23 protein-coding genes are annotated in these 22962 nt (G+C 28.5%); 12 read left to right on the forward strand and 11 right to left on the reverse strand.

Annotated elements, in window-relative coordinates; genetic code table 11:
- Positions 1-29: 29 nt before the first annotated feature.
- The 8 genes from folE to MHN29_RS07825 form a co-directional block, all read right to left on the reverse strand.
- Positions 30-722 (reverse strand): GTP cyclohydrolase I FolE, encoded by a 693-nt coding sequence (folE, locus tag MHN29_RS07790; protein ID WP_150899102.1) that lies wholly within the window; start codon positions 720-722, stop codon positions 30-32.
- Positions 723-768: 46 nt separating this feature from the next.
- Entirely contained in the window at positions 769-2133 is a 1365-nt protein-coding gene (gene hisS / locus MHN29_RS07795) for a histidine--tRNA ligase (protein WP_235273952.1), read from the reverse strand.
- 92 nt (positions 2134-2225) lie between these two features.
- Positions 2226-3155, reverse strand: coding sequence for a YihY/virulence factor BrkB family protein (locus MHN29_RS07800; protein ID WP_235273953.1), 930 nt, complete (start codon positions 3153-3155; stop codon positions 2226-2228).
- A complete protein-coding gene (locus MHN29_RS07805; RefSeq protein WP_235273954.1) occupies positions 3152-3721 on the reverse strand; it encodes a pentapeptide repeat-containing protein in 570 nt (189 codons plus the stop codon). The genes MHN29_RS07800 and MHN29_RS07805 overlap by 4 nt, the downstream gene beginning before the upstream one ends.
- A complete protein-coding gene (locus MHN29_RS07810; RefSeq protein ID WP_235273955.1) occupies positions 3722-5842 on the reverse strand; it encodes a M3 family metallopeptidase in 2121 nt (706 codons plus the stop codon). It lies immediately after the preceding gene.
- Between the two features lie 80 nt (positions 5843-5922).
- Positions 5923-6369, reverse strand: coding sequence for a TlpA disulfide reductase family protein (locus MHN29_RS07815; RefSeq protein ID WP_175578667.1), 447 nt, complete (start codon positions 6367-6369; stop codon positions 5923-5925).
- Positions 6370-6574: 205 nt separating this feature from the next.
- Positions 6575-7435 (reverse strand): carboxylating nicotinate-nucleotide diphosphorylase, encoded by an 861-nt coding sequence (nadC, locus tag MHN29_RS07820; RefSeq protein ID WP_235273956.1) that lies wholly within the window; start codon positions 7433-7435, stop codon positions 6575-6577.
- A gap of 82 nt (positions 7436-7517) precedes the next feature.
- Positions 7518-8861, reverse strand: coding sequence for a glycoside hydrolase family 71/99-like protein (locus tag MHN29_RS07825; RefSeq protein ID WP_235273957.1), 1344 nt, complete (start codon positions 8859-8861; stop codon positions 7518-7520).
- Positions 8862-9019: 158 nt separating this feature from the next.
- Between MHN29_RS07825 and rlmH the strand changes: the two genes are divergently transcribed.
- The gene (gene rlmH / locus MHN29_RS07830; protein ID WP_235273958.1) at positions 9020-9493 is read left to right on the forward strand and encodes a 23S rRNA (pseudouridine(1915)-N(3))-methyltransferase RlmH; all 474 of its coding nucleotides are present in this window, start codon (positions 9020-9022) and stop codon (positions 9491-9493) included.
- A 156-nt stretch (positions 9494-9649) separates the two neighbouring features.
- Complete coding sequence (locus MHN29_RS07835; RefSeq protein ID WP_235273959.1) at positions 9650-10489, forward strand: hypothetical protein; 840 nt, start codon at positions 9650-9652, stop codon at positions 10487-10489.
- An 80-nt stretch (positions 10490-10569) separates the two neighbouring features.
- On the opposite strand, the gene MHN29_RS07840 is transcribed toward MHN29_RS07835, so the two are convergent.
- Positions 10570-11349, reverse strand: a complete 780-nt coding sequence (locus MHN29_RS07840) for a helix-turn-helix domain-containing protein (protein ID WP_235273960.1) — start codon at positions 11347-11349, stop codon at positions 10570-10572.
- Between the two features lie 179 nt (positions 11350-11528).
- Between MHN29_RS07840 and MHN29_RS07845 the strand changes: the two genes are divergently transcribed.
- The 8 genes from MHN29_RS07845 (at position 11529) to MHN29_RS07880 (ending at position 20022) form a co-directional block, all read left to right on the forward strand.
- Positions 11529-12101: a non-canonical purine NTP diphosphatase gene (locus MHN29_RS07845; RefSeq protein ID WP_235273961.1), complete on the forward strand. Its 573-nt coding sequence runs from the start codon at positions 11529-11531 to the stop codon at positions 12099-12101.
- Positions 12098-13132 carry an iron ABC transporter permease gene (locus tag MHN29_RS07850; protein ID WP_235273962.1) on the forward strand — a complete coding sequence of 345 codons (1035 nt, stop codon included), beginning with the start codon at positions 12098-12100 and terminating at the stop codon, positions 13130-13132. The genes MHN29_RS07845 and MHN29_RS07850 overlap by 4 nt, the downstream gene beginning before the upstream one ends.
- Positions 13133-13134: 2 nt before the next feature.
- Complete coding sequence (locus MHN29_RS07855) at positions 13135-13932, forward strand: ABC transporter ATP-binding protein (RefSeq protein ID WP_235273963.1); 798 nt, start codon at positions 13135-13137, stop codon at positions 13930-13932.
- Positions 13933-13999: 67 nt separating this feature from the next.
- Entirely contained in the window at positions 14000-15043 is a 1044-nt protein-coding gene (locus tag MHN29_RS07860) for a M28 family metallopeptidase (RefSeq protein ID WP_235273964.1), read from the forward strand.
- Positions 15044-15224: 181 nt separating this feature from the next.
- The gene (locus MHN29_RS07865; RefSeq protein ID WP_235273965.1) at positions 15225-15884 is read left to right on the forward strand and encodes a carboxypeptidase-like regulatory domain-containing protein; all 660 of its coding nucleotides are present in this window, start codon (positions 15225-15227) and stop codon (positions 15882-15884) included.
- Between the two features lie 5 nt (positions 15885-15889).
- The gene (locus MHN29_RS07870) at positions 15890-16903 is read left to right on the forward strand and encodes a transglutaminase domain-containing protein (protein WP_235273966.1); all 1014 of its coding nucleotides are present in this window, start codon (positions 15890-15892) and stop codon (positions 16901-16903) included.
- 70 nt (positions 16904-16973) lie between these two features.
- Positions 16974-18764, forward strand: a complete 1791-nt coding sequence (locus MHN29_RS07875; protein ID WP_235273967.1) for a DUF885 family protein — start codon at positions 16974-16976, stop codon at positions 18762-18764.
- Between the two features lie 85 nt (positions 18765-18849).
- Positions 18850-20022 carry a nuclear transport factor 2 family protein gene (locus tag MHN29_RS07880; RefSeq protein ID WP_235273968.1) on the forward strand — a complete coding sequence of 391 codons (1173 nt, stop codon included), beginning with the start codon at positions 18850-18852 and terminating at the stop codon, positions 20020-20022.
- Here MHN29_RS07880 and MHN29_RS07885 read toward each other — a convergent pair whose 3' ends face one another.
- Complete coding sequence (locus MHN29_RS07885; RefSeq protein WP_235273969.1) at positions 20023-20436, reverse strand: hypothetical protein; 414 nt, start codon at positions 20434-20436, stop codon at positions 20023-20025.
- Positions 20423-21007 (reverse strand): RNA polymerase sigma factor, encoded by a 585-nt coding sequence (locus tag MHN29_RS07890; protein ID WP_235273970.1) that lies wholly within the window; start codon positions 21005-21007, stop codon positions 20423-20425. Before MHN29_RS07890 ends, MHN29_RS07885 begins: the two co-directional genes overlap by 14 nt.
- Before the next feature lie 141 nt (positions 21008-21148).
- Here MHN29_RS07890 and MHN29_RS07895 point away from each other — a divergent pair, with 141 nt between their 5' ends.
- Together MHN29_RS07895 and MHN29_RS07900 are read left to right on the forward strand one after the other, a co-directional pair.
- Positions 21149-21532, forward strand: coding sequence for a DUF6249 domain-containing protein (locus MHN29_RS07895; RefSeq protein WP_235273971.1), 384 nt, complete (start codon positions 21149-21151; stop codon positions 21530-21532).
- Positions 21533-21628: 96 nt separating this feature from the next.
- Positions 21629-22957, forward strand: coding sequence for a hypothetical protein (locus MHN29_RS07900; protein WP_235273972.1), 1329 nt, complete (start codon positions 21629-21631; stop codon positions 22955-22957).
- Positions 22958-22962 lie beyond the last annotated feature (5 nt).

Genomic DNA, 22962 nt, shown 5'->3' on the forward strand with positions numbered 1-22962 from the left:
TTTTTTAAATATTTGTAAAGACTTTTTTACTATTGGAAGTCAGTATTCAATTTTATATAGTCTAAGAACTCACGTTTAGTTTCTTTGTTTTTAAATGCTCCACCAAACTCAGCTGTTACTGTACTACTTTCTATATCTTTAATTCCTCTAGAATTTACACATAAATGTTTTGCATCAATAACACAAGCAACATCATCTGTTCCTAAAGCTTCTTGCATTGCCTGCACTACTTGCATTGTTAAACGTTCTTGTACTTGTGGACGTTTAGCATAATACTCAACAATACGGTTCATTTTAGATAAACCAATAACTTTTCCTTTTGAAATATAAGCCACATGTGCTCTTCCTATAATTGGCAATAAGTGGTGCTCACAAGTAGAATATACAATGATATTTTTTTCTACTAGCATTTCACCGTACTTATATGTATTATCAAAAGTAGATGCAGCAGGTTTGTTCTTTGGGTTTAACCCCATGAATAATTCATTGACAAAAGCTTTAGCTACTCTTTTAGGAGTTCCTTGCATACTATCATCTGTTAAATCCATTCCTAAAGTTTCTAGAATATCTTTAACACTTTCCTGTATTTTTTCTATTTTTTCTTTATCCGAAATATCAAAAGCGTCTGCTCTTAATGGAGTTTGAGCTGAGGTACCTACGTGGTTCTCCCCGATCTCATCTATTCTTTCGTCATTCATTTTGTTGTTATTCACTTCAAACATTTCTTTCTGTTATTAAGGCGCAAATTTACAATATAATGTTGTTAATTTACTGTAGTTTGTTAATCAATTCGTTGACAGTACAATTAAATTGTTCTCCTGCCTTCATATTTTTAACAACAAGTGTACCGTTTTCTATATCTGTTACTACAAAATCAATTTCTCTATTCGTAGCATACTTCCATTGTTTCTTTTGTTGTTTAATACTTCCAGCTACATCTGGATATAATTCAGATTTTATGTTGTTATTTCTTAACTCCTTAATCGCTTTAATCTTAGATAAACTCTGACTTTCATCAAAATTTATGAATAATACTTTTGGCTTAGGTAATTCTACTGCCTCAAATAAATTCAGTTCTTCCATAACTAGATAGATACGATCTAACCCAAAAGAAATTCCAACTCCACTTACATCTTTTAGTCCAAAAATTCCTGTCAAGTCGTCATAACGACCTCCACCACCGATAGATCCCATTTTGACACCTTTTGGTGCTGCTACTTCATAAATAGCTCCTGTATAGTAATTCAATCCACGTGCTAGTGTTACATCCAACTCCAAAGTAGCTGATGTTAACCCTAACTCTTCAATCATATTTACTACTGTACGTAAGTCATTTACTCCTTGAATTCCTTCTTCAGAGTCTTTTAACATCTCTTCTAATGATGCTAACTTATCTTGATTAGTACCTGAAAAATTAAATAATGGATCTACTTTTTCAATAGCTGCTTCAGAAATTCCTTTTTCAAGCATTTCTTTAACAACTCCTTCTTTTCCTATTTTATCTAACTTATCTAAAGCTACTGTAAAATCTATTAATTTATCAGATGCTCCAATTACTTCTGCAATACCTGATAATATTTTTCTATTATTGATTTTGATAGTCGTTCCTAGCAATCCTAACTTACTAAAAACAGTATCGTATAATTGTACAAACTCTACTTCTTGTACTAAGGATTTACTTCCAACCACATCGGCATCACATTGATAAAACTCTCTAAAACGTCCTTTTTGTGGACGATCTGCTCTCCAAACTGGTTGTATTTGATAGCGTTTAAACGGAAAAGTAATATCGTTTTGGTGCTGTACTACATAACGTGCAAATGGCACAGTTAAATCGTAACGAAGTGCTTTTTCTGAAATTTGTGATGTTAACTTTTTACTATTCTTATCTGCTAACAAAGTTTCATCAGCCTTTTTTAAATAATCACCAGAATTTAAGATCTTAAAAATTAATCGATCTCCTTCTTCTCCATACTTTCCCATTAAAGTTGAAGAGTTTTCAAAACTTGGTGTTTCAATTGGTTGAAATCCAAAGTTTTCAAACGAATGTCTTATTATATTAAAAATATAATTTCTTTTGGCTACTTCACTTGATGAAAAATCTCTTGTTCCTTTTGGTATACTTGGTTTCATATGAATTATGAATTCTAAATTTAGATATTACTTGTTAACAGAAAAACTACCTTGTTCTTCTGCAAGCGCAAATATCTGAATTTATAGGATAATTATGAAGTTTTATTTCTTCGTTTTAATCGATAAATAGAAGCGTTCAATTCAAAGCCTAAAAGTAGTATAATAGCATTTAACCAAACAAACAACATTAAGACCAATAATGTTCCTATCGATCCATATAATTTGTTATAAGTTGCAAATTTTACTACATATATTCCAAATAAGTAGAATGTGAATAATGATAATATAGTAGTTAATATTGCTCCTGGTGAAAAGAATTTTACTTCCTTTCCTTGTTTAGTACCAAATCTAAATAATAAGGATACAATGGTAAAAATCATTAATAAGAATAGTAATCCTCGTCCCCAGTAAAATAAGTTCAAATCTGCTGTGTTTAACCAACCTGCTTGGTCTATTCTTGCTAATGCTAATTGATAAAAAATAATTAAAACTACAGTTACAATTAAGAAAAGTGACATTAATAATGAAACTCCTAATGAAATGAAATATGCTCTAAATACACTTCTCATTTCTTTTACATGATACGAATATTCAAAACCTCCAAAAATGGCATTTACACCATTGGTCATTAGAAAAATAGAAGCTAAAAAACCAAAAGATAATAATCCACTATACTGATTATTTACAATATCTTTTAATACAATTGCTACAGCATCAAATGTTTTGGGTGGTAACATTTCTTGAATTAAACTAAAAAGATTGTCTTGAAAACCATCTATTGGAATGTAAGGTATAAGAGATAGTATGAATAGCATAAATGGAAATATTGCCATAAAAAAACTAAAAGCAACTCCTCCTGCTCTTGTTGTCAAAGCTCCTTTTACAATACCTATTATGTACATTTCTAATACGTCGTATAAGGACATTCCTTCTAGGCCGGGAATTTTTATTTTTTTCCCAAAGGCCACCAATAAATTTAATACTGGTACTTTCTTTAACTTATCTTCAATTAATTTAGTCATTCAATAACTATATTATACTTCCGTAATAGACCAACACTGTTTTCTAATGAAAATTTTGCTCCTTTTAATCGATTGTTTTCTGGATCGATTGAAAAGTTTTTTGCTGACCTAAAATCTGCTTTTTCTATAACTGTTTTTTCAAAAATTGTTCCTTTTAAATCGCAATTTTCAAAAGTAGACTGATGTAAATCTCCTTCTGTAAAATCTACCTCTTGTAAATTACAATTTATAAATTTTGTTTTAGGAACTTTTAACTGATAAAATGACGAAAAGTTTAACTGGCAATTTTTAAAACTAAACTCTAATAAAAATGGATCACATTCATTAAACTTTACTCCAATCATTTTACAATTCACAAAAGACACTTCTTTTAGAGAAGTGCCTTTTATAATAGTATTGCTAAAATTACAATCGATAAACTCGCATTCTAAGAATTGAATATTAGACGCATGTATACCTTCAAAGTTACAATTTTCAAACGTACAATTGTCATATTCTCCTTTTTTGATTTTGGTTGTACTAAAATCAATTTTAGAAAACGTTTCGCTATCGAAATAATCGTTCATTTATTTTAATCCTCTTGCTTTTAACATCGGAGCTGCTTTTGGATCTCTTCCTGCAAAAGTCTTATACATTTCTGCATAATCCATTGTATTTCCTTTTGACAAGATTTGTTCTCTGAACTTTTGTCCATTTTCACGTGTTAACAATCCATTGTTTTTAAACCAATCGTATGCATCGTGACTTAACATTTCTGTCCATAAGTATGAATAGTAACCTGCTGCATATCCTCCACTAAATATATGTGCAAAATATGTTGAACGGTATCTTGGTGGAACCTCAGATACTTTTAATTTCATTTTACTTAATGCTTCTTCTTCAAATTTTGCTACGTCTTCTATTTTATCATCTACTGAAATTGTATGCCATTGCATATCTAAATTAGAAGAACATAAGTTTTCAATAATTGAATATCCTTGATTAAACGTTCCTGCATCTTTTATCTTTTTTAATAATGATGCAGGGATTACTTCACCTGTTTTATAATGTACTGCGTAATTGTTTAATACTTCTGGATGTGTTGCCCAATTTTCATTAAACTGTGATGGGAACTCTACAAAATCTCTCGAAGTACTTGTTCCTGAAATTGAAGCATATTGTTGATTTCCAAATAATCCATGTAACGCATGTCCAAACTCATGAAACATTGTTTCTACTTCATCAAAACTTATTAAAGCAGGTTCTCCTTCTGCTGGTTTTGGTGAGTTACATACATTGTAAATTACTGGTTTTTGTCCTCTTAGTTTTGATTGCTTTACAAAAGCACTCATCCATGCTCCTCCTCTTTTACTATCTCTTGCAAAGAAGTCTCCATAATATAACCCTAATGGACTTCCATCCTCTTCGAAGATTTCATATACTACAACATCTGGATGATATATTGGAATGTCTGTACGCTTTTTAAAAGTAATTCCATATAACTTTGTTGCAGCATAGAAAACACCTTTTTCTAAAACATTTGTTACTTCGAAATAAGGCTTTACTTCTTCTTCATTTAAATTATACTTCGATTTACGAACCTTTTCTGCATAGTGATTCCAATCGTATGGTGTTAATTTAAAATCTCCTCCTTCTTTGTTTATTTCTGCTTGTATTTCTTTTACTTCTGAAGCTACTTTTTCTAATGATCCTGGAATTAATCCATTAAACATTTCAAAAACCTTAGCTGGTGTAGATGCCATTGTTCCTTGTAAGCTCCAACTTGCATAATTATCAAAACCTAAAATCTTAGCTTTTTCAGCTCTTAAAGACACCATTTTCTTTACTAGATCGCTAGTGTTATATTCTCCAGCATCTGTTCTGTGAATTGATTTTTCAAATAAATCTTTACGAACTTCTCTATTCTCTAATGCTTGTAATGATGGTTGTTGTGTTGTATTAATTAACTGGATTTCATATTTACCATCTTTTTCTATGGATTTAATTTTTTCTTCTGAAAGTCCTTTTAATTTCCCCTTATCTTCAACTACAACTCCTCCTTTTTTACTCGCATCTAATAACTTTTTACCAAAATCGTTTGATAAACTCGCTATTTCAGAATTAATCTCTTTTAACTTTTCTTTTTTATCTTCTGATAAATTTGCTCCAGCTTTTACAAAATTCTTGTAATATTCTTTTACTAAATGCTTAGATTCTTCATCTAAATTTAAAGTATCTAATGCATTATAAACTGTTTTTATTTTAGCAAATAGTTCTGTATTTAATAAAATATCATCATTGTGTTTAGAAAACTTCGGTGCTAATTCTTTTTGAATACCTTTAATTGTATCGTTTGTATTAGCTCCTGCCAATGCATAAAAAACTGCTGTTACATTATCTAATGTTTTACTACTTTCTTCTAAAGCTAGTATTGTATTTTCAAAAGTAGGAGCTTCTTTATTCTCAACAATTTTAGCTATTTCTTCATTTTGCACTTTCATACCTTCTAAAATAGCAGGCATAAAATGCTCGTCTTTTATTTTAGTAAAATCTGGTGCTCCATAATCTAATGTACTTTTTACTAACAAAGGATTATCTGTTGTAGTCACACTCATATCAGTATTTTCTTTAGTTTCCTTTTTGGTTTCTTTGGTATTACAACTTACCATAAAAGTAAGCGCAGCAACAATGACTATATGTTTTTTCATTTTACTTATTTTAAGTTAAACTGAACTATTTATTAATTTGTAAAAAGTTTTACAAAACAGGATTTTACTAAAATATTAAACTATGGTTCAATTAAATATTTAACTGAATAATCCATATACTTTTTCTTATTACCAACCCATCTGTCAACAATAATTCCTTTTTTATCAATTAAAAAGAAAACTGGGTATTGGTCTATATCGTAAATCTTCTTTATTTTTTCTTTTTCGTCAACATTCCAAATCGTTGCACTCTTAAAATCTATTTTTAAACGTTTTGCAATTTTATACCAAGTATCCTTTTTTTCATCTCCGTGCACAGAAATTACTTTTAAATCTGAAGGATATTTTTGTTGTAGTTTATCCATATGTGGATATGTTTTCCAACAAGGACCACAATATGTAGCTGTAAAGTTTAACAATACATTCTTCTTATTCTTATACTGAGATAATTTAATTCGTTTTTTTGATTTCACATCATATCCTGTAAAATCAACAGCTTTACTTCCTACATCAATTTTTTGACTCATTAATTGAAAACAGGAACTAAACATTAATAAACATGTAAAAAATATACGTAATTTTTTCTTCATTGGAGATAAGGGAATTTTATATTAATAATATTTAGCAAACATATTAAAACTCAAGCATAATTTATAATTACATCCTTGAGTTTTTAATCTTTTAACACTATTGAAACCTATTTACAAGGTTTCTTGTACTTTATTCAATTTGTTAATCTACAGCTTTTAAGCTTAAATCTAAATTATAAACAGAGTGCGTTAAAGCTCCTGATGAAATGAAATTAACTCCACATTCTGCATATTCCCTGATTGTTTTTTCATTGATTCCACCAGAAGATTCCGTTAAACATGTATCACCAATTAGCGCTACAGCTTTACGTGTATCTTCATAATTAAAGTTATCTATTAAAATTCTGTACACGCCTTCATTTGATAAAATTTCTTCAATTTCTTCCAAACTACGGGCTTCAACTATAATTTTAATATCTAAATCTTTCTCCGCTAAGTACTTTTGAGTTTTGGTAATTGCTTGAGTTATTCCCCCTGCAAAATCTATATGATTATCTTTAATCATAACCATATCGTATAAAGCAAATCGGTGATTTTCTCCCCCACCTATTTTTACCGCCCATTTTTCCAATGCACGTATACCTGGAGTAGTTTTACGAGTATCTAATACTTTGGTTTTTGTTCCTTCTAATAAGTTAGCAAAAAATTTAGTTTTTGTTGCAATAGCACTCATACGTTGCATAGCATTTAAAACTAAACGTTCTGCCATTAAAATAGATTGTGATTTTCCTGAAACATAAAAAACAATGTCTCCATATTCAACTTCATCACCATCATTGATTAATGTTTCTACCTCTAAGGTTGCGTCTACATAACTAAAAACCTTTTTAGCAAACTCTACTCCTGCTATTATTCCTTTGTCTTTTACTAGTAATTTTGCTTTTCCAGTTGCATCAGATGGTATACAAGATAATGAAGTATGATCACCATCTCCTATATCTTCTCTTATTGCATTCTTTATAATTAAATCTAACTCTTTATTAAATTGTTCTTTTGAAATCATAGTACTCTAATTCTTGATGTAAAAATACTATTTTCATCAAGAATTAGGCAATACTATATAAAAAGTTCAAAGTGTAATATTATTACGAAAAATTACCTCCAAAATAATGGATGGTAATACATATTAAACGCTTTGCTTTTTTCAGTCTATTATTCATTGCATACCAATGAGCCACATCCATTAAAAACTTTACCATATAATTATTAGAATGCTGTTTTCTTAATTTATAGATATAGTATGGTATTCTTAAATCTCCTTTTTTGTATGTCGTCTGAGTATACTCTTGTAATGATTCTAAATGAGAAAAACCATGCTCTTTGGTTGGTTCTATTTGTGTTCCTTCTCCAAAATCATTCCATGTAGCTATTTGAATAAAATCAACAGGATGTCTTAATGATTCGTCAAACGATTCTTTAAACACATCAATTCCTCTTCCATCTATGCTCCAATCATCATCTGTTGGCGATTTCCACCCTCCTTCTATATAAAAATCATCAAATCTTGGATAAGCTACTCCTCCAACAATTTCCCTATTAAAATCAACATTATTCAAATAATAACCTGATAATGTAGTTAAATGATTTCTATCGATCCATGCATATTCTCCAGATGTGTTAGCACTACCCAATGTATTTGTTGCATTCCATAATGACAACAAACTCATATTAGTATTTATTGAATTTAAAATAGTGGTCCAGTCTACAGGATCGTCAATATAACTAGGTCCAAAAATCATTAACAATGGATTATTCTCTATATGAACATAATTTTCTTTGGATAAATATGTATCCTCAATGTATCTTAAGTCTCCTATCGCTTGGTTAATTTGCAATTGTGTTAAGCTCCTAGCTTGTTCTCTCACTACTCTATCTTCGTACATCACTGCAAAATCTAAATTAGTTTTGTCCAATTCCGAAACAAAACTTTCCATTCCTTGTTTTATTTCTTCAAAATCTAATACATCTCTTTTTCCATACCAATCAAAAATTACTCCATCAACTCCTGCCAATTTCATTAATAATAAATGATACTGTTGTAAGTCTTTATCTTTTGTAGAATATGGTCCTATCAACGGATAATAATGTGAAGCTATTTCTCTTTCTCCTTCTGAATTAATAATATCTGGGTTCTTATTGGTCATAGTCCAGTGTTGACCCCAGACTCCATCTACATCTAAAGATCTAAACCAAGGCATATAATGTACTAATATTGGTTTTTCGGAAGTTCTTTTTGCTGATTTTGGTACTGTACTACTACGACTTAGCATCTTTTTTTCTTCTTCATCAATAATTTTTTCTAAATCATAATCTCCTAAGTTTTTCATCCAATCCTTATAGTAATCTATTTTTTCGGGGGATTCTTTTAAACTTTTATTTTCTTCAACTAGGCTTTCTTCGTTACATGAAGTGACGAATAAAATCGACAAAACAAGTAACGTTTTTTTTAATAAACGTACTTTCATTTTTTCTTTAACTTTTTAATAAACAAACAATTAGCTATTATAAAGATATTTAAAAAAAGTTTTTTATCAGTATAAAAAAATGTCTTTTTTTGATTTAATTTTGTCTTTAGAAACAATTAATAATGAAAATAAAATTACTTGCTATTGGTAAAACCGATAATAAAAATCTAATTCAACTTATTGATGAATATCAAAAAAGGTTAAAACATTACGTTAAATTTGAATTGGAAATTATCCCTGATATCAAAAATGTTAAAAACTTGAGTGAAGCTCAGCAAAAAGAAAAGGAAGGTCAGTTAGTTTTAGGGAAACTTCAAAATACGGATCAACTTATTTTACTTGATGATAAAGGAAAGCATTTTACCTCTATTGAATTCTCACAATTTCTCCAAAAGAAAATGAATTCAGGAATTAAACAAATAGTACTTGTAATTGGTGGACCTTATGGTTTTTCTGAGGCTGTTTATCAAAAAGCTCAAGGAAAAATATCGCTATCTAAAATGACATTTTCTCATCAAATGATTCGTTTATTTATAGTTGAACAAATTTATCGTGGTTTTACTATTTTAAAAAATGAACCTTATCATCATGAATAATATAATTTTACATTCTCCAATACAGTTATTTATCTTGATTTAAAACTTTCAAAAAAAGGTTAATATATTCATTAATAAAGTGTTTGGTATTGTAAAAAAAAGTATAATTTTGTCGCCCCTTGAAAAATATCTAGAAAATTACAACAAATAATTAGAATGAAAAATTTAAAATTTTTAGTAACCTTTATCCTTTTTGTGAATTTTTTTAGTTTACAGCAAATTTCTGCTCAAAACGATATCAAAAAACTAAAAACTGAGATAAAAAACAAAGAAAATCAAATTAGTGCTAATGAAGAGATTTTAGTTAGTGGTGTTAAAGCTTTAAAACGTGTAAAAGCTAACTTAGAAGATTTCAAAAAAAGTAAGAGAGCAACAAAGAGAGATGTTAACAGAAAAGAAAGAATTGTTGCAAACATGCAAATGAGGTTAAGTAAGTTAAACGCTCAAATAGAAAGTCAGAAAAAAGGTTTAGCTTCTTTAAACAGAAAACTTGATAGAAAACTTAAGAAAAATGCTTCTAAAAAAGGACAAGCCAACCAAGAAGCAAAAAACTCAGTAGCTGCTAATAATAGTCAAAATGATTTAGCCAGTCGTAAACAACAACTTGAAGCTGCCCGTAAAAAGCTTGAAGAAGAACGCAAGGCTAAAGAAATGGCTTATTTAAAAGAACAAGAAGCATTACGTTTACAAGCTGAGAAATTAAAAGAATTAGACAATCAAATTAAAGCTGAAGAAAAATCTATTATTAAAGAAAAAAGTACTTTAATAAGTGATTTAGAGGATGATATTAGTATTAATGAAGAAATTTTAAGTAGTAGCAAAGAAGGTTTAGCTAAAATGAAAGCAAAATTAGAAGCTGCCAAAAATGATCCTTCAACTTCTAAAGAAAGTATTTCTCGTAAAGAATCTATTATTATCAAAATTGAAAAGCGTTTAAGCAAAATTCAAAGTGAAATAGAAGCTAAAAAAGCAGAGTTAAACAAATTAAAAGGTTAAACAACTCTTAATAACATAAAAAAGCGAAACCTGTTTAAAACAAGTTTCGCTTTTTTTATTCTTTAATTTTAAATCAACAACTACTTTTTTGCTAATTTATACAGTACAATTATTTCTATTATGGTGGTAGGAATTAAAAAAACTGCCCCCAATGAAGCTAAAACAATAGTAGCTAAGCAAACTCCTGTTATTATTTCCATAATCGCATTTACCTGAATGAAACTTCCTAGTTTATCTTTTAATCTTAATAAACTTAATCCAAAAATAATCTGGATAGCTCCGAAAACAATAAATTCTACTATTCCTATTATAACTATCGTCTCATTAGATGAATTAATTAGGAATATATCGTGTATTTCTGAAACTACGTAAGCAATCATCATAACATAAACTACTATTTCTAATAACTTATAAGTATACATTTTTGCTATTCTTAAAAATCCTGTAAAGAAAACTACGAAAGCCGCAGAAGAAATTACTTTAACAGCAGTGTATACTACTTTATTTGAGGTTGATGTATCTTCTGTAAATTGATATATATCAGCTATAGTTTCTATAAAACCAAAAACAAAATATACTATTCCAAATACCCAAGCTAAATTCAATACTTTTCGATCTTGGGAAGTTAATTCAGTTTCTTTTTTAAAACTGTTTATATCTGCATCTAATGCTTGTAATATTGTTTTTATTGTAAAACTCCTTGGAGTTGTTTCACCTGCTTCTATTCTTTGAATAGTTCGTACATTAATATTACATTTTTCTACTAGTTCTTCTTGAGTAAGTCCTTTTTGTTTTCTTAACTCTAAAATCTTTTTTCCTAATTCTGGCTGTTTCATGGTAAGTAAATTTTCATTTCTCATACAATGTTACTTTTGATTTTCTTTTTGGTGAAACTTTTTAATTGATTTTGACCCGACATTTATACGACTTTCCTTTATTTACAATACCTCTAGCCTTTTCTCTATTTTTATAAAAACTACAAATATTAATTACAAAGATGATAAAAAATGATACATTTGTTAACACAAATACGTAATAAATGAAACTTGTTTTCGCTACAAACAATTTAAATAAACTAGCCGAAGTACAAAAAATGCTTCCAAATTCTATTGAGTTACTTTCTTTAAAAGACATTAATTGTTTTGATGAAATTGAAGAAACTGCAACTACTTTAGAAGGAAACGCAATTATAAAAGCTAATTATATTACACAAAAATTTAAGCTCAATTGTTTTGCTGATGATACTGGTTTAGAAGTTGAAAGCCTTAATGGAGCCCCAGGTGTATATTCTGCTCGTTATTCTGGTATACCTGCTAATGCAGAAAATAACATGCAAAAATTATTAACTGAATTAGACGGTAAAAACAACAGATTAGCTCAATTCAGAACTTCTATTTGTTTAAACTTAAATGGAGAGCAATTTTTATTTAACGGTATATGTAAAGGAGAAATTTTAACCCAAAAACAAGGCGAAAAAGGTTTTGGTTACGATCCAATTTTTCAACCAGAAGGATATGAATTATCTTTTGCTCAAATGACTTCTGAAGAGAAAAATAAAATCAGTCATAGAGGTTTAGCTATTCAAAAACTTGTTGATTTTTTAAAGAAATGATAAAGAGTAAAAAAACATATACACAATATTTTATACTGCTATTTGTTTTACTCATCTTCTTTTTGTTTTTAAACATTAGTTTAGGCTCTGTTTCTATTCCTTTTAAAGATATTTTTAATTCATTAACTGGTGGTAATGCCTCTAAAGATAGCTGGCAAACTATCATTTTAAATTTTAGATTACCTAAGGCTATTACAGCAATAATGGTTGGTTCTGGATTATCTATTTGTGGACTATTAATGCAAACTCTATTCAGAAATCCTTTAGCAGGGCCTTTTGTTTTAGGTATTTCTTCAGGTGCTAGTTTGGGGGTTGCACTACTCATTTTAGGTGCTGGTTTATTTGGTAATTTACTTACAGTACTTGCTTTTTCTAGTTGGGGAACTGCAGTTGCTGCTAGCTTAGGATCTTTCTTAATTTTAAGTTTAGTTATTATCGCAGCCAATAGAGTTCGAAATACAATGTCTATCCTTATAATTGGGTTAATGTTTGGCTCCTTAACTTCAGCAGTTATAAGTGTACTATCTTATTTTAGTGAAGCTGAACAAATACAACAATACATGTTTTGGAGTTTTGGAAGTTTAGGAAATTTAACCTGGACCGAACTTACTGTTTTTAGTATAATTTATGGAATTGGTATTTTAGGAACATTTACCGTTATTAAACCTCTAAATAGTTTTTTACTTGGTGAAAACTATGCTAAAAGCTTAGGTATAAATATTAAAAGAAGTAGAACTATTATTTTACTTATTACAAGCCTATTAACTGGAGTTATTACAGCTTTTTCTGGCCCTATAGCTTTTATTGGATTAGCTGTACCCCATATAGCAAAAATGTTTTTTTCAACTTCCAATCATAAAACATTATTGCCAGCTTCAGCATTAATTGGAGCTATTATATTACTAATTTGCGACTCTATAGCTCAATTACCTACAAGTGAATTTACTTTACCCATCAATGCTATCACTTCTTTGTTTGGAGCCCCTATTGTAATTTGGCTTTTAATTAGAAAAAAGAAAATATACGTATAAAATTGACCAATCAAAAAAAACATATCGTTCTTAAAACCGAAAATCTTTCCATTGGTTATCAAACTAAAAAGAAGCAAACTACTATTGCATCAAACATAAATTTATCTGTAGAAAAAGGAAAATTTATTGCTTTATTGGGTAAAAATGGAATTGGTAAATCTACTTTACTACGCACACTTTCTAAAGTACAAAAACCATTAAATGGTTCTATTGAAATTAATCAGAAAAACATTCTCAGCTACTCTTATCAGGAACTAGCAACCTCTTTAAGTTTAGTTTTGACTGAACGTTTACCACAAAGTCAATTAACAGTTTTTGAACTAATAGCACTAGGTCGACAACCTTATACAAATTGGATAGATAAATTATCTAAAAACGATTTAAAAAAAATTCTTTGGGCTATAGAACAAACAGAAATAACACACTTAAAAGATAAATTATTTCACGAGTTAAGTGACGGACAATTACAACGCGTACTTATTGCAAGAGCTTTGGCTCAGGATACTGAAATCATTATTTTAGATGAACCTACGGCTCATTTAGATATTCATCATACATTTAAGGTATTCTCTTTGTTAAAAAAACTAGTTAAAAGCACAAATAAAACTATTATTATTTCTACTCATGAAGTAAACTTAGCCATTCAATTAGCTGACGAATTCATATTACTATCTGAAAAACAAATATATAGCGGAAAATCTAAAGAACTGATTGATCAAAATGCTTTTGAAAAATTATTCCCAAAAGAACTGATAAGTTTTAACAAAACATTAGAACAGTTCATTATAAAGAAAAGTTAAATTTGGCTTTACATAACATTTATGTGATCAATAAACTAATCAAACTAAAACTTTAATTAAATTATTAATGAGAAAATTACTTTATGTCGCAGGTACTGCTGCCCTTGTAGCATGTGGAGCTAGCAAAGAAACTGCAAGTACTGATAGCGATTTAAACATAGATTATGCTGAGAAATTTGCAAAAACTATTACAGCAAAAGATTTAGGGAAACATTTATTTGTTTATGCTTCTGATGAATTTGAAGGTCGTAACACAGGAGAACCTGGTCAGAAAAAAGCTGTTAAATATTTAAAAGATTTTTATGTAAACACTGGCATAGCATCTCCTCTAGGTGGTAATGATTATTTCCAAGAAGTTCCTTCTGAATACTTAAGTAACAATCGTCGTGGAATGAAGTTGAAAGATTCTGAAAACGTTGTTGCATTTATTAAAGGAAGTGAAAAACCTGATGAGATTGTTGTAATTTCTGCTCATTTAGATCACGAAGGTGTTAAAAATGGAAAAATTTATAATGGTGCAGACGATGATGGTTCTGGTACTGTTGCTATTTTAGAAATCGCTGAAGCTTTTAAAAAAGCAGCAGATGCAGGTAAAGGCCCTAAGCGTTCTGTACTGTTTTTGCACGTAACAGGAGAAGAAAAAGGTTTATTAGGTTCAAAATACTACACGGAAAATCCTATTTTTCCTTTAGCTAATACAGTTACAAATTTAAACATTGATATGGTAGGTAGAGTTGACGAGCGTCATAAAGGAAACCCTAACTATGTCTATTTAATTGGTGCGGATAAATTAAGTACTGAATTACATAATATATCTGAGGCAATGAATAAAAAATATACAAACATTGATTTAGATTATAAATATAACGATGAAAACGATCCTAATCGTTTCTACTATCGTTCTGACCACTATAATTTCGCAAAACACAACATTCCTATTATATTCTATTTTAATGGGACGCATGCCGATTATCATCAACCAACGGATACCCCTGACAAAATTAATTATGAAATGTTAGAGAATAGAGCTCGTTTAGTTTTCCATACTGCTTGGGAAGTTGCGAACCGTGAAAACCGTATTGTTGTTGACAAAGCAGATACAACAAAATAATTAATTTTATTTCATAAAAAAAAGGCTCTTCAATTAATTGAAGAGCCTTTTTTTATTCTATTTATCTAAATAAAAGAGTCAATTTACTTATTAAAAAATGCTGTTAACTAATTATTGATTTTTTACCATCTTAATAAACTTTAGGTTTGATATTATTATATAACCCATAAAAATTAGTATTATGAAAAATCAATTCAATTTAAGTATTAACAAACCTTGTTATGAAAACTTCAACCAATTCAAATCAACATCTTTAGGCGGATTCTGTGAAACCTGTAAAAAAGAAGTCATCGATTTCTCTAAAATGAACTCTAAAGAAATTTCCAACTATATTAACTACAATAACTCAAAAAAAATCTGTGGCCAATTTAATAAAAGTCAATTAACAAACTACCCAACTTCTTTTAGTAAAAGTAAAAAGCATACTTTTTTTAGTGCAATAGCTTTTTCTTTAATTTCATTTTTCTCACTTAATTCTCTTTATGCTCAAAAAGAAGATTCTTTTGATAATAAAAAAAGAATTATTCAAAATAAAGAAAAAAGCGGTATTCAAGTAAAAGGAATTGTTACAGATGAAGGAGGTACTTTACCGGGAGTCAACATTCTTTTACAAGGAACTAACATTGGTGTAGAAACTGATTTTGACGGAAACTTCATATTCCCTAAACCATTAAAAAAAGGTGATGTATTAATTTTTAGCTTTATAGGTTTAGAATCTCGAAAGGTTATAATCGATAATAAAAACTCCAAATCAACAATTAATTTAAAAATAAAGATGAAATCTGATTCTTGTATGCTATTAGGTCAAGTTTCTGTAAAAAAAATCTTCAAATCTAAATAAGTTCTATGAAAAAAACTTTCTATTTATTTTTTATTCTTTTTTCACAAATTATTCAATCACAGGTTTCTGATTTTAACAATATAGATTTTACAAAAGCCGACAATATTGCTAAACTAAATCATGGAGAAAACTTAATAAACCTTCCTCTTCTCTGTTATAAGCTAACTCATAATTTAAATTCTGATGTTGAAAAGTTTAGAGCTATTTATAGTTGGATTTCAAATAACATTAAAGTTGATTATCCTATATATATAAAAGTAATCCAAAACAGAAAAAAACTGACAAAAGACAGTATTTCTTTAAATCTTTGGAATAAAACTTATAAGGGAAAAGTTTTTAAAACATTAATTAACAAAAAAAGAACAATATGTACAGGCTATGCATATCTAATTAAAGAAATGGCAAATATAGTTGATATTGAATGTAGAATTATTGATGGTTACGGTAGAACAGTTACATCAAATATGAACTCTTTAAAAATTCCAAATCATTCATGGAATGCTGTCTATTTAGATGGAAAATGGTATTTATGTGATGCTACTTGGTCTAGCGGTTATATGAATGAAAAAAGACAGTTCATACAAGATTATAACGATGGTTATTTCTTAACTCATCCTGATTTATTTAATAAAAGCCACTATCCTTTAAAGAAAAAATGGCTACTTTCTTCTGAACTAACTGAAAAATCATTTGTCGAAGCTCCTATAGTTTATGGTGAAATATTTAAATATAAAATATCTCCTTTAACTCCTGTAACAATGAAAATAAATACAAATAAGAATGTCCCCATAATTTTTAAGTATAAGTTGTTAAATAATAATTTTTCAGAAAAGATATCATTAATCTGTATATCTAATCAAAAAGAAAAGAAGTTAAATATTTATGATTTAAAAAATAAAGATGATTTTATCAGTTTTAAATACTGTCCAACCAAAGATGGGAATCATGATGTTCATTTAAAAATAAATAATGATATTGTTGCTTCGTATATTATAAATATTGATAATGAGAAAAGTTAAAAAGTAAAACCTTTTAACTTTTCTTGGCTTTTCTTTTTGGTATATTTGTTAGCAATCAAAAAACAAAATCATGAAGAAAATCTTCTTAACTATAGTAACTATTGCTACATTACTTGCTTCTTGTAAACAAGAAAAAAAGGAAGTGGTTACAAAAGTTGTATCTGAAAATACTGAGTTTAATCAACTTTTAAAAGATTATAACGAAGGTAAATTACAGTTAAACCCTATTAATGCTACTTTTGCTGGAGATAATCGTTTTAACGACCAATTTCCAAATACATTATCTGATGAATATCAGACAAAAAGTAATGAATTTTACAACTCTTACAAAACTAAACTTAACAACTTTAAAGATGCCGATTTAACAAAAAGTCAGCAAATGAGTAAAGCTGTTTTAGCTTGGGATTGCGATATGGCATTAGCTCAAAATAGCTTTAAAAATGATTTATTAATGCCTATTAACCAAATGTGGACTGTTAATTTAACAATGGGAACACTAGGTAGTGGTAGCAGTGCTCAGCCTTTTAAAACAGTTAAAGATTATGAAAATTGGTTAAGCAGATTAAACAAATACAATACTTGGTTAATTTCAGCTGAAGAAAGAATGAAACAAGGAATTAAAGAAGGATATGTACTTCCGCTTTCTTTAATTAAAAAAGTTATTCCTCAATTTGAGGGGCTAGCTACCGCAAAAGTAGAAGAAAATTTATTTTATTCTCCAATAAAGAAACTCCCTGAAAGCTTTTCGGATGAAGATAAAAAACATTTAACGGAAGCATACACAAGTATATTAAAAGACAAACTAATACCTTCTTTTAAATCAATGTATAACTTCTTAAAAACAGATTATTTAAAAGCCGGAAGAGAAAGCAGTGGGATATCGGATATTCCAAATGGAAAAGCTTACTATGATCATTCTATTAAAAACTACACGACAACAAATATGACTGCTGATGAAATCCATGAGTTAGGATTAAAAGAAGTTGCTCGTATTTTAACTGAAATGGAAAAAGTAAAGGAGCAAGTTGGTTTTAAAGGTAGTTTAAAAGAATTCTTCAATTTTGTTCGTGAAAACAAAGAATTAATGCCTTACACAACTCCAAAGGAGATTATCGATAACTTCAATGCTATTCATGAAAAAATGAAGCCACAATTAGAAAAGTTATTTGGTAATAAACCAAAAACTCCTTTTGTGGTAAAACAAACAGAGAAATTTAGAGAAGCATCTGCTAGTGCTGAATATAACCCAGGATCATTAGATGGAACTCGTCCAGGTGTTTTTTACACTCCTATTCCTGACGCTTCGAAGTACAATGTTTTTTCAGATGAAGCTTTATTTTTACACGAAGCTATTCCTGGGCATCACTATCAAATTTCACTAACTCAAGAAAATAAAGACTTACCTGATTTTAGAAAAACTTTATGGTACAGTGCTTATGGTGAAGGATGGGCGTTATATACTGAGAATTTAGGTAAAGAATTAGGATTATATACAGATCCTTATCAATATTTTGGAATGTTGGGTATGGAAATGCACCGTGCTATTCGTTTAGTTGTTGATACTGGTATGCATGCTAAAGGTTGGTCTCGTGAAAAAGCTATTCAATATTCTTTAGACAATGAAGCAGAAGGTGAAGCTAGTATTATTTCAGAAATAGAGCGTTATATGGCTAATCCAGGACAAGCACTATCTTACAAAATTGGTCAATTAAAAATTAGAGAATTACGTGCTAAAGCTAAAAAAGAATTAAGCGATAAATTCGATATTAGAGAATTCCACAATCAAGTGTTAGAAACAGGATGCATACCTTTAGCTTTATTAGAAGATAAAATCAATGCTTGGATAGCATCTCAAAAATAAAAATTCAATTTCAATATAATTTAAATCCTCTTTTGAGTTTTCAAAAGAGGATTTTGTATTTTTAAAACTCAAAATTTATACATACATGAAAAAGCTATTCATATCTCTATTCATTACTTCTTATACATTTGCTCAAATCAATACTGAAGTTCATTTATTTGATATAAAATCTGAAAATGATAAATGGATAGTATCGAACGGTAAAAATATTTCCAATAATAAAGGATATGATAGTCAGCCACATTTTTACGATGAAAATACTATTCTATTTTCTTCTAATAGAAATGGACAAACTGATATTTTAAAATATGATATTAATTCTGGCAAGAAGGATTTTATAAGCAATACCCCAAATGGCAGTGAATACTCTCCTCAACGTATTCCTAATTCTAAAAATATTTCTGCTGTGCGTCTAGACAAAGATGGTTTACAACGTTTTTATCAATATGACTTTAAAACTGGAACTTCTAAAAAATTAATCAAAGATTTCGTTGTTGCATACCCAATGTGGTATAACCAAAATACAATTATTTCATCGGTAATAGTAAACGATAGCCTTCAACTTTTCATAAGTGATTTAAAAAAGAAAAAAAATGTTCACATAACTAATCAGACTGGGCGTTCTTTTCATAAAATTCCTAATAGCAATCTTGTTAGTTTTATGAAAAAAAGAGGAACGCAATGGGAAATTTGGTCACTCAATCCTTTAACAAAAGAAACTAAAAAGCTTGCAAGAACAGGAACAAGCGAGGATGTATGTTGGCTACCAAATGGAACCATACTTGCCGCATTTAAAAATATGATTTTAAAGTTTAATCCAAAAACGGATAAACAATGGTCTATATTTCATAGATTTAAAAATGAAAACATTAATAATATTTCAAGAATAATGGTTAATAAACAAGGTAATAAATTAGCACTAGTAGCTGAAATTTCTCCTAAAGTTTTAGCACAAGAGCAACTAGATGGATATAATAAAAGAGATATTGATGCATTTTTAAAACCTTATGCTAAAAATGTAAAAGTATATACATATCCAAACAAATTAGATTACGAAGGTATAGAGGAAATGAGAAAACGTTATGCTCCTATGTTTGAAAAAACAAAAGATCTACATTGTAAAATCCTTAATAGAGTGGTTAAAGGAAACGTAGTTATTGACGAAGAACTTGTAACTGCAAATGGTAACGAGTTTAAGGCTGTTGCTATTTATGAAATTACCAATGGAAAAATCAGTGCAGTAAGATTTGTTAGATAGTTACATATTTAGATTCCTAGTAAAGTGATTTTTTAAATAATAAATTTGTACAAAAATCATTAATGTAAAAAAGAAGCAAGTATACAATACTGTGTTAGAAATTGTAATTCCTTCTAAAAAATTAAAAGTTTGAAGTTTAGAAAAATAATCAAATTTAATCTTTGGCATTTTAATCCAACTTAAAGATGTTCCTTTTGATACATAAAAAATACTGATTGTTAAAATACTTAAAAGAATAGCCCAAACCTTTTTAGAAATTAAAGGAGTAGCTTTGTATAGCGCAACATTTTCTTCCTTCTCTAAAATACTCATTAAGTTAGATGTGAAATCTAGTGATGGCTGTTCTACTTCTATTTCTTGTATATACTTTTTTGCAAAAGCATCTAACTCCTCTATATGTTTATTTTCTCCCATAATGCTTAATTAATTCAGGTTCTACTTTTTTTTCTACAATGGTTAACAATCTTTTTCTAGCTCTGTGTAATTTCACTTTAACATTAGATTCTGAAAATTCCGTTAACTCAATAATTTCCTTTAAACTTAATTCTTCAAAATAAAACATCCACAAAATAGATCGCTCATCTTCTGGCAAACTCATTATACAAGTATTTATAATTTCTGCTCGTTCTTTCCTCTCTATACCTTCTAAAATACCTTCTGTAGATTTTATTTTATTTATCGTTATTTCATCTATAGTATCAGTATTATACTTTGTCTTATTCTTTTTTAAATTATCTAAACAAGCTCTATACCCTATTTTATAAAGCCAAGTAGAAAATTTTGCTTCTCCTTTAAATCTATCTAGATTCTTAAAAGCTTTAATAAAAGTATCTTGAGATATTTCTTCCGCTTCTTCTCTACTCTTTAACATTTTTAATGCCAAAGTAAATATCATACCCTTATACTTTTCTACTAAAATAGAAAATGCATTAGTATCACCTTTTAATACTTTATCGATATATGTTTGGTCGTTGTTAATAGTCATTTCATCCTTTGACTGTACACCATTAAAAAAGGTTACAATTATTAAAAAAAAAGTTTTTTTTATTTTTTTTGTAACCTTTTTCAGAGCATCTCTGTCATACTTGCAAACACATTAAAAATAATCATTTTAAAATTAAATAATATGGAAGTAGCAATTGTATTTATGTTCTTATTCGCAGTAATATTTGGAGTTTTTTATTTATTCTATTCAACAAGAAATAAAGAACGTTTAGCTTTAATAGAAAAAGGAGTAGATGCTAAAATTTTTATGCAAGGAGAACGAAAAAAATCAACTTTAACTGGTAGAGTTATAATATTAAACTTAGCTTTATTAGCTATGGGTATTGGAGTTGGTGTCTTGTTAGGAGCTATATTAAGTTCAAACTTTGGATATAGTGGTGGTTGGGAAAATAGGCCTAGTAACGCTATTGATACAGAAGTCTTCTTTATTTCTTCAATATTTCTTTGCGCTGGTGCTGCACTATTTATTGGATTCAATCTTACCAAAAAATTAGATAATGAATAATCTTTACTAAAAATAACAATATATAAACCACTTCAAATTGAAGTGGTTTTTTTATTTTTAAAAAGTCTGTACCTTTAAGACGAAATAAAAATAACTATGAGTAACGACTACAAAAACAAAAGTTTTAAACAGCTGCTAGACAAACTACAACAAGAAAGTTGGCAATTAGAACTTATTATTTCTGGTTTTGCAATTTTTGGTTTATTTACTGCGCTTCCTCAAATAAAAATTGCTGTAGAGACTGCTAAAAACGATAAACATATATATGCTTTTGTATTATTACTTGTTGCATTAGTTGCCTGTTATATTCTTATTTTCAACTTACTTGTTCATGTTGTTTTAAGAGGCTTATGGATTGGTGCATTAGGGCTACGGTATATTTCTGGAGATATAGAGTTTAACGAATTAAATTATCATAACCGTTTCACCAATTACTTAAAAAAGAAAATTGTTTCTTTTGATAAATATGTAGCGACTTTAGAAAATTATTGTAGTGTATTATTTGCTACTTCTTTTCTGTTAATATTTTATGTTATTTCACTTACAATTATTTTTGTCTCCTTTATATTAGTAGCTACTTATATCTTTTCTAATGATAAACTACCTGAAGGTTTTAGAACATTCTTGGGTATTGTTTTAATGCTATTTTTAGTAATCGGATCAATTTTTATGTTTATTGATTTTATTACACAAGGCTATTTAAAAAAGAAAAAATGGTTATCTAAAATTTATTTTCCTTTTTATTGGGTATTTAGTTACCTAACACTCTCTTTCTTATATAGACCTCTGGTTTACAATTTTCTAGACAATAAATTTACACGAAGAATAAGTTTCTTTTTAATTCCAATATATATAGTAATCTCTATTTTCAATTCTGTTAAACTTCAAAAGTCAAATTATATAGATAGTACAAAGTTTAACTCTAATTTATACATTGATAATAGAGAATATGAAGATTTAAGAATTAAAGAAAATGATTTTGTTAGTAATGCTAGTATTCAATCAAAGGTAATTACAGATCCTTATATCAAATTCTTTAAAGTTTTTAATGAAAATGTTGAAGACAGAGTATATAACTACACTCCTTCTTTAAAACCCAAAGAAGATAAAAGAGGTTTTAAAACAGGAATCCAATTCTCTAGTGGACGATCTATTTCACGTAAAAAAAGAGATAGTTTGGCTATCAAATATGTTGAAGCTTTAAATGAAATGTACAAAATTCAAATAGATACTATTTTGTATGATACAGATTTCTTAATTAGTAAAAACAAACAAAATCAAGTAGGTTTTGAAACATATATTCCTACCAAAACGCTTACTGAAGGAAAGCATATTTTGAGATTAAAACGGAAAAGAATACGAAAAAAAGATACTATACAAGTTACTGATATTACGATTCCTTTTTGGTTTTATAACAAAAAATAAATAAT

The organism is Tenacibaculum sp. Cn5-46 (assembly GCF_022347705.1).
Taxonomy (GTDB): domain Bacteria; phylum Bacteroidota; class Bacteroidia; order Flavobacteriales; family Flavobacteriaceae; genus Polaribacter; species Polaribacter aiptasiae.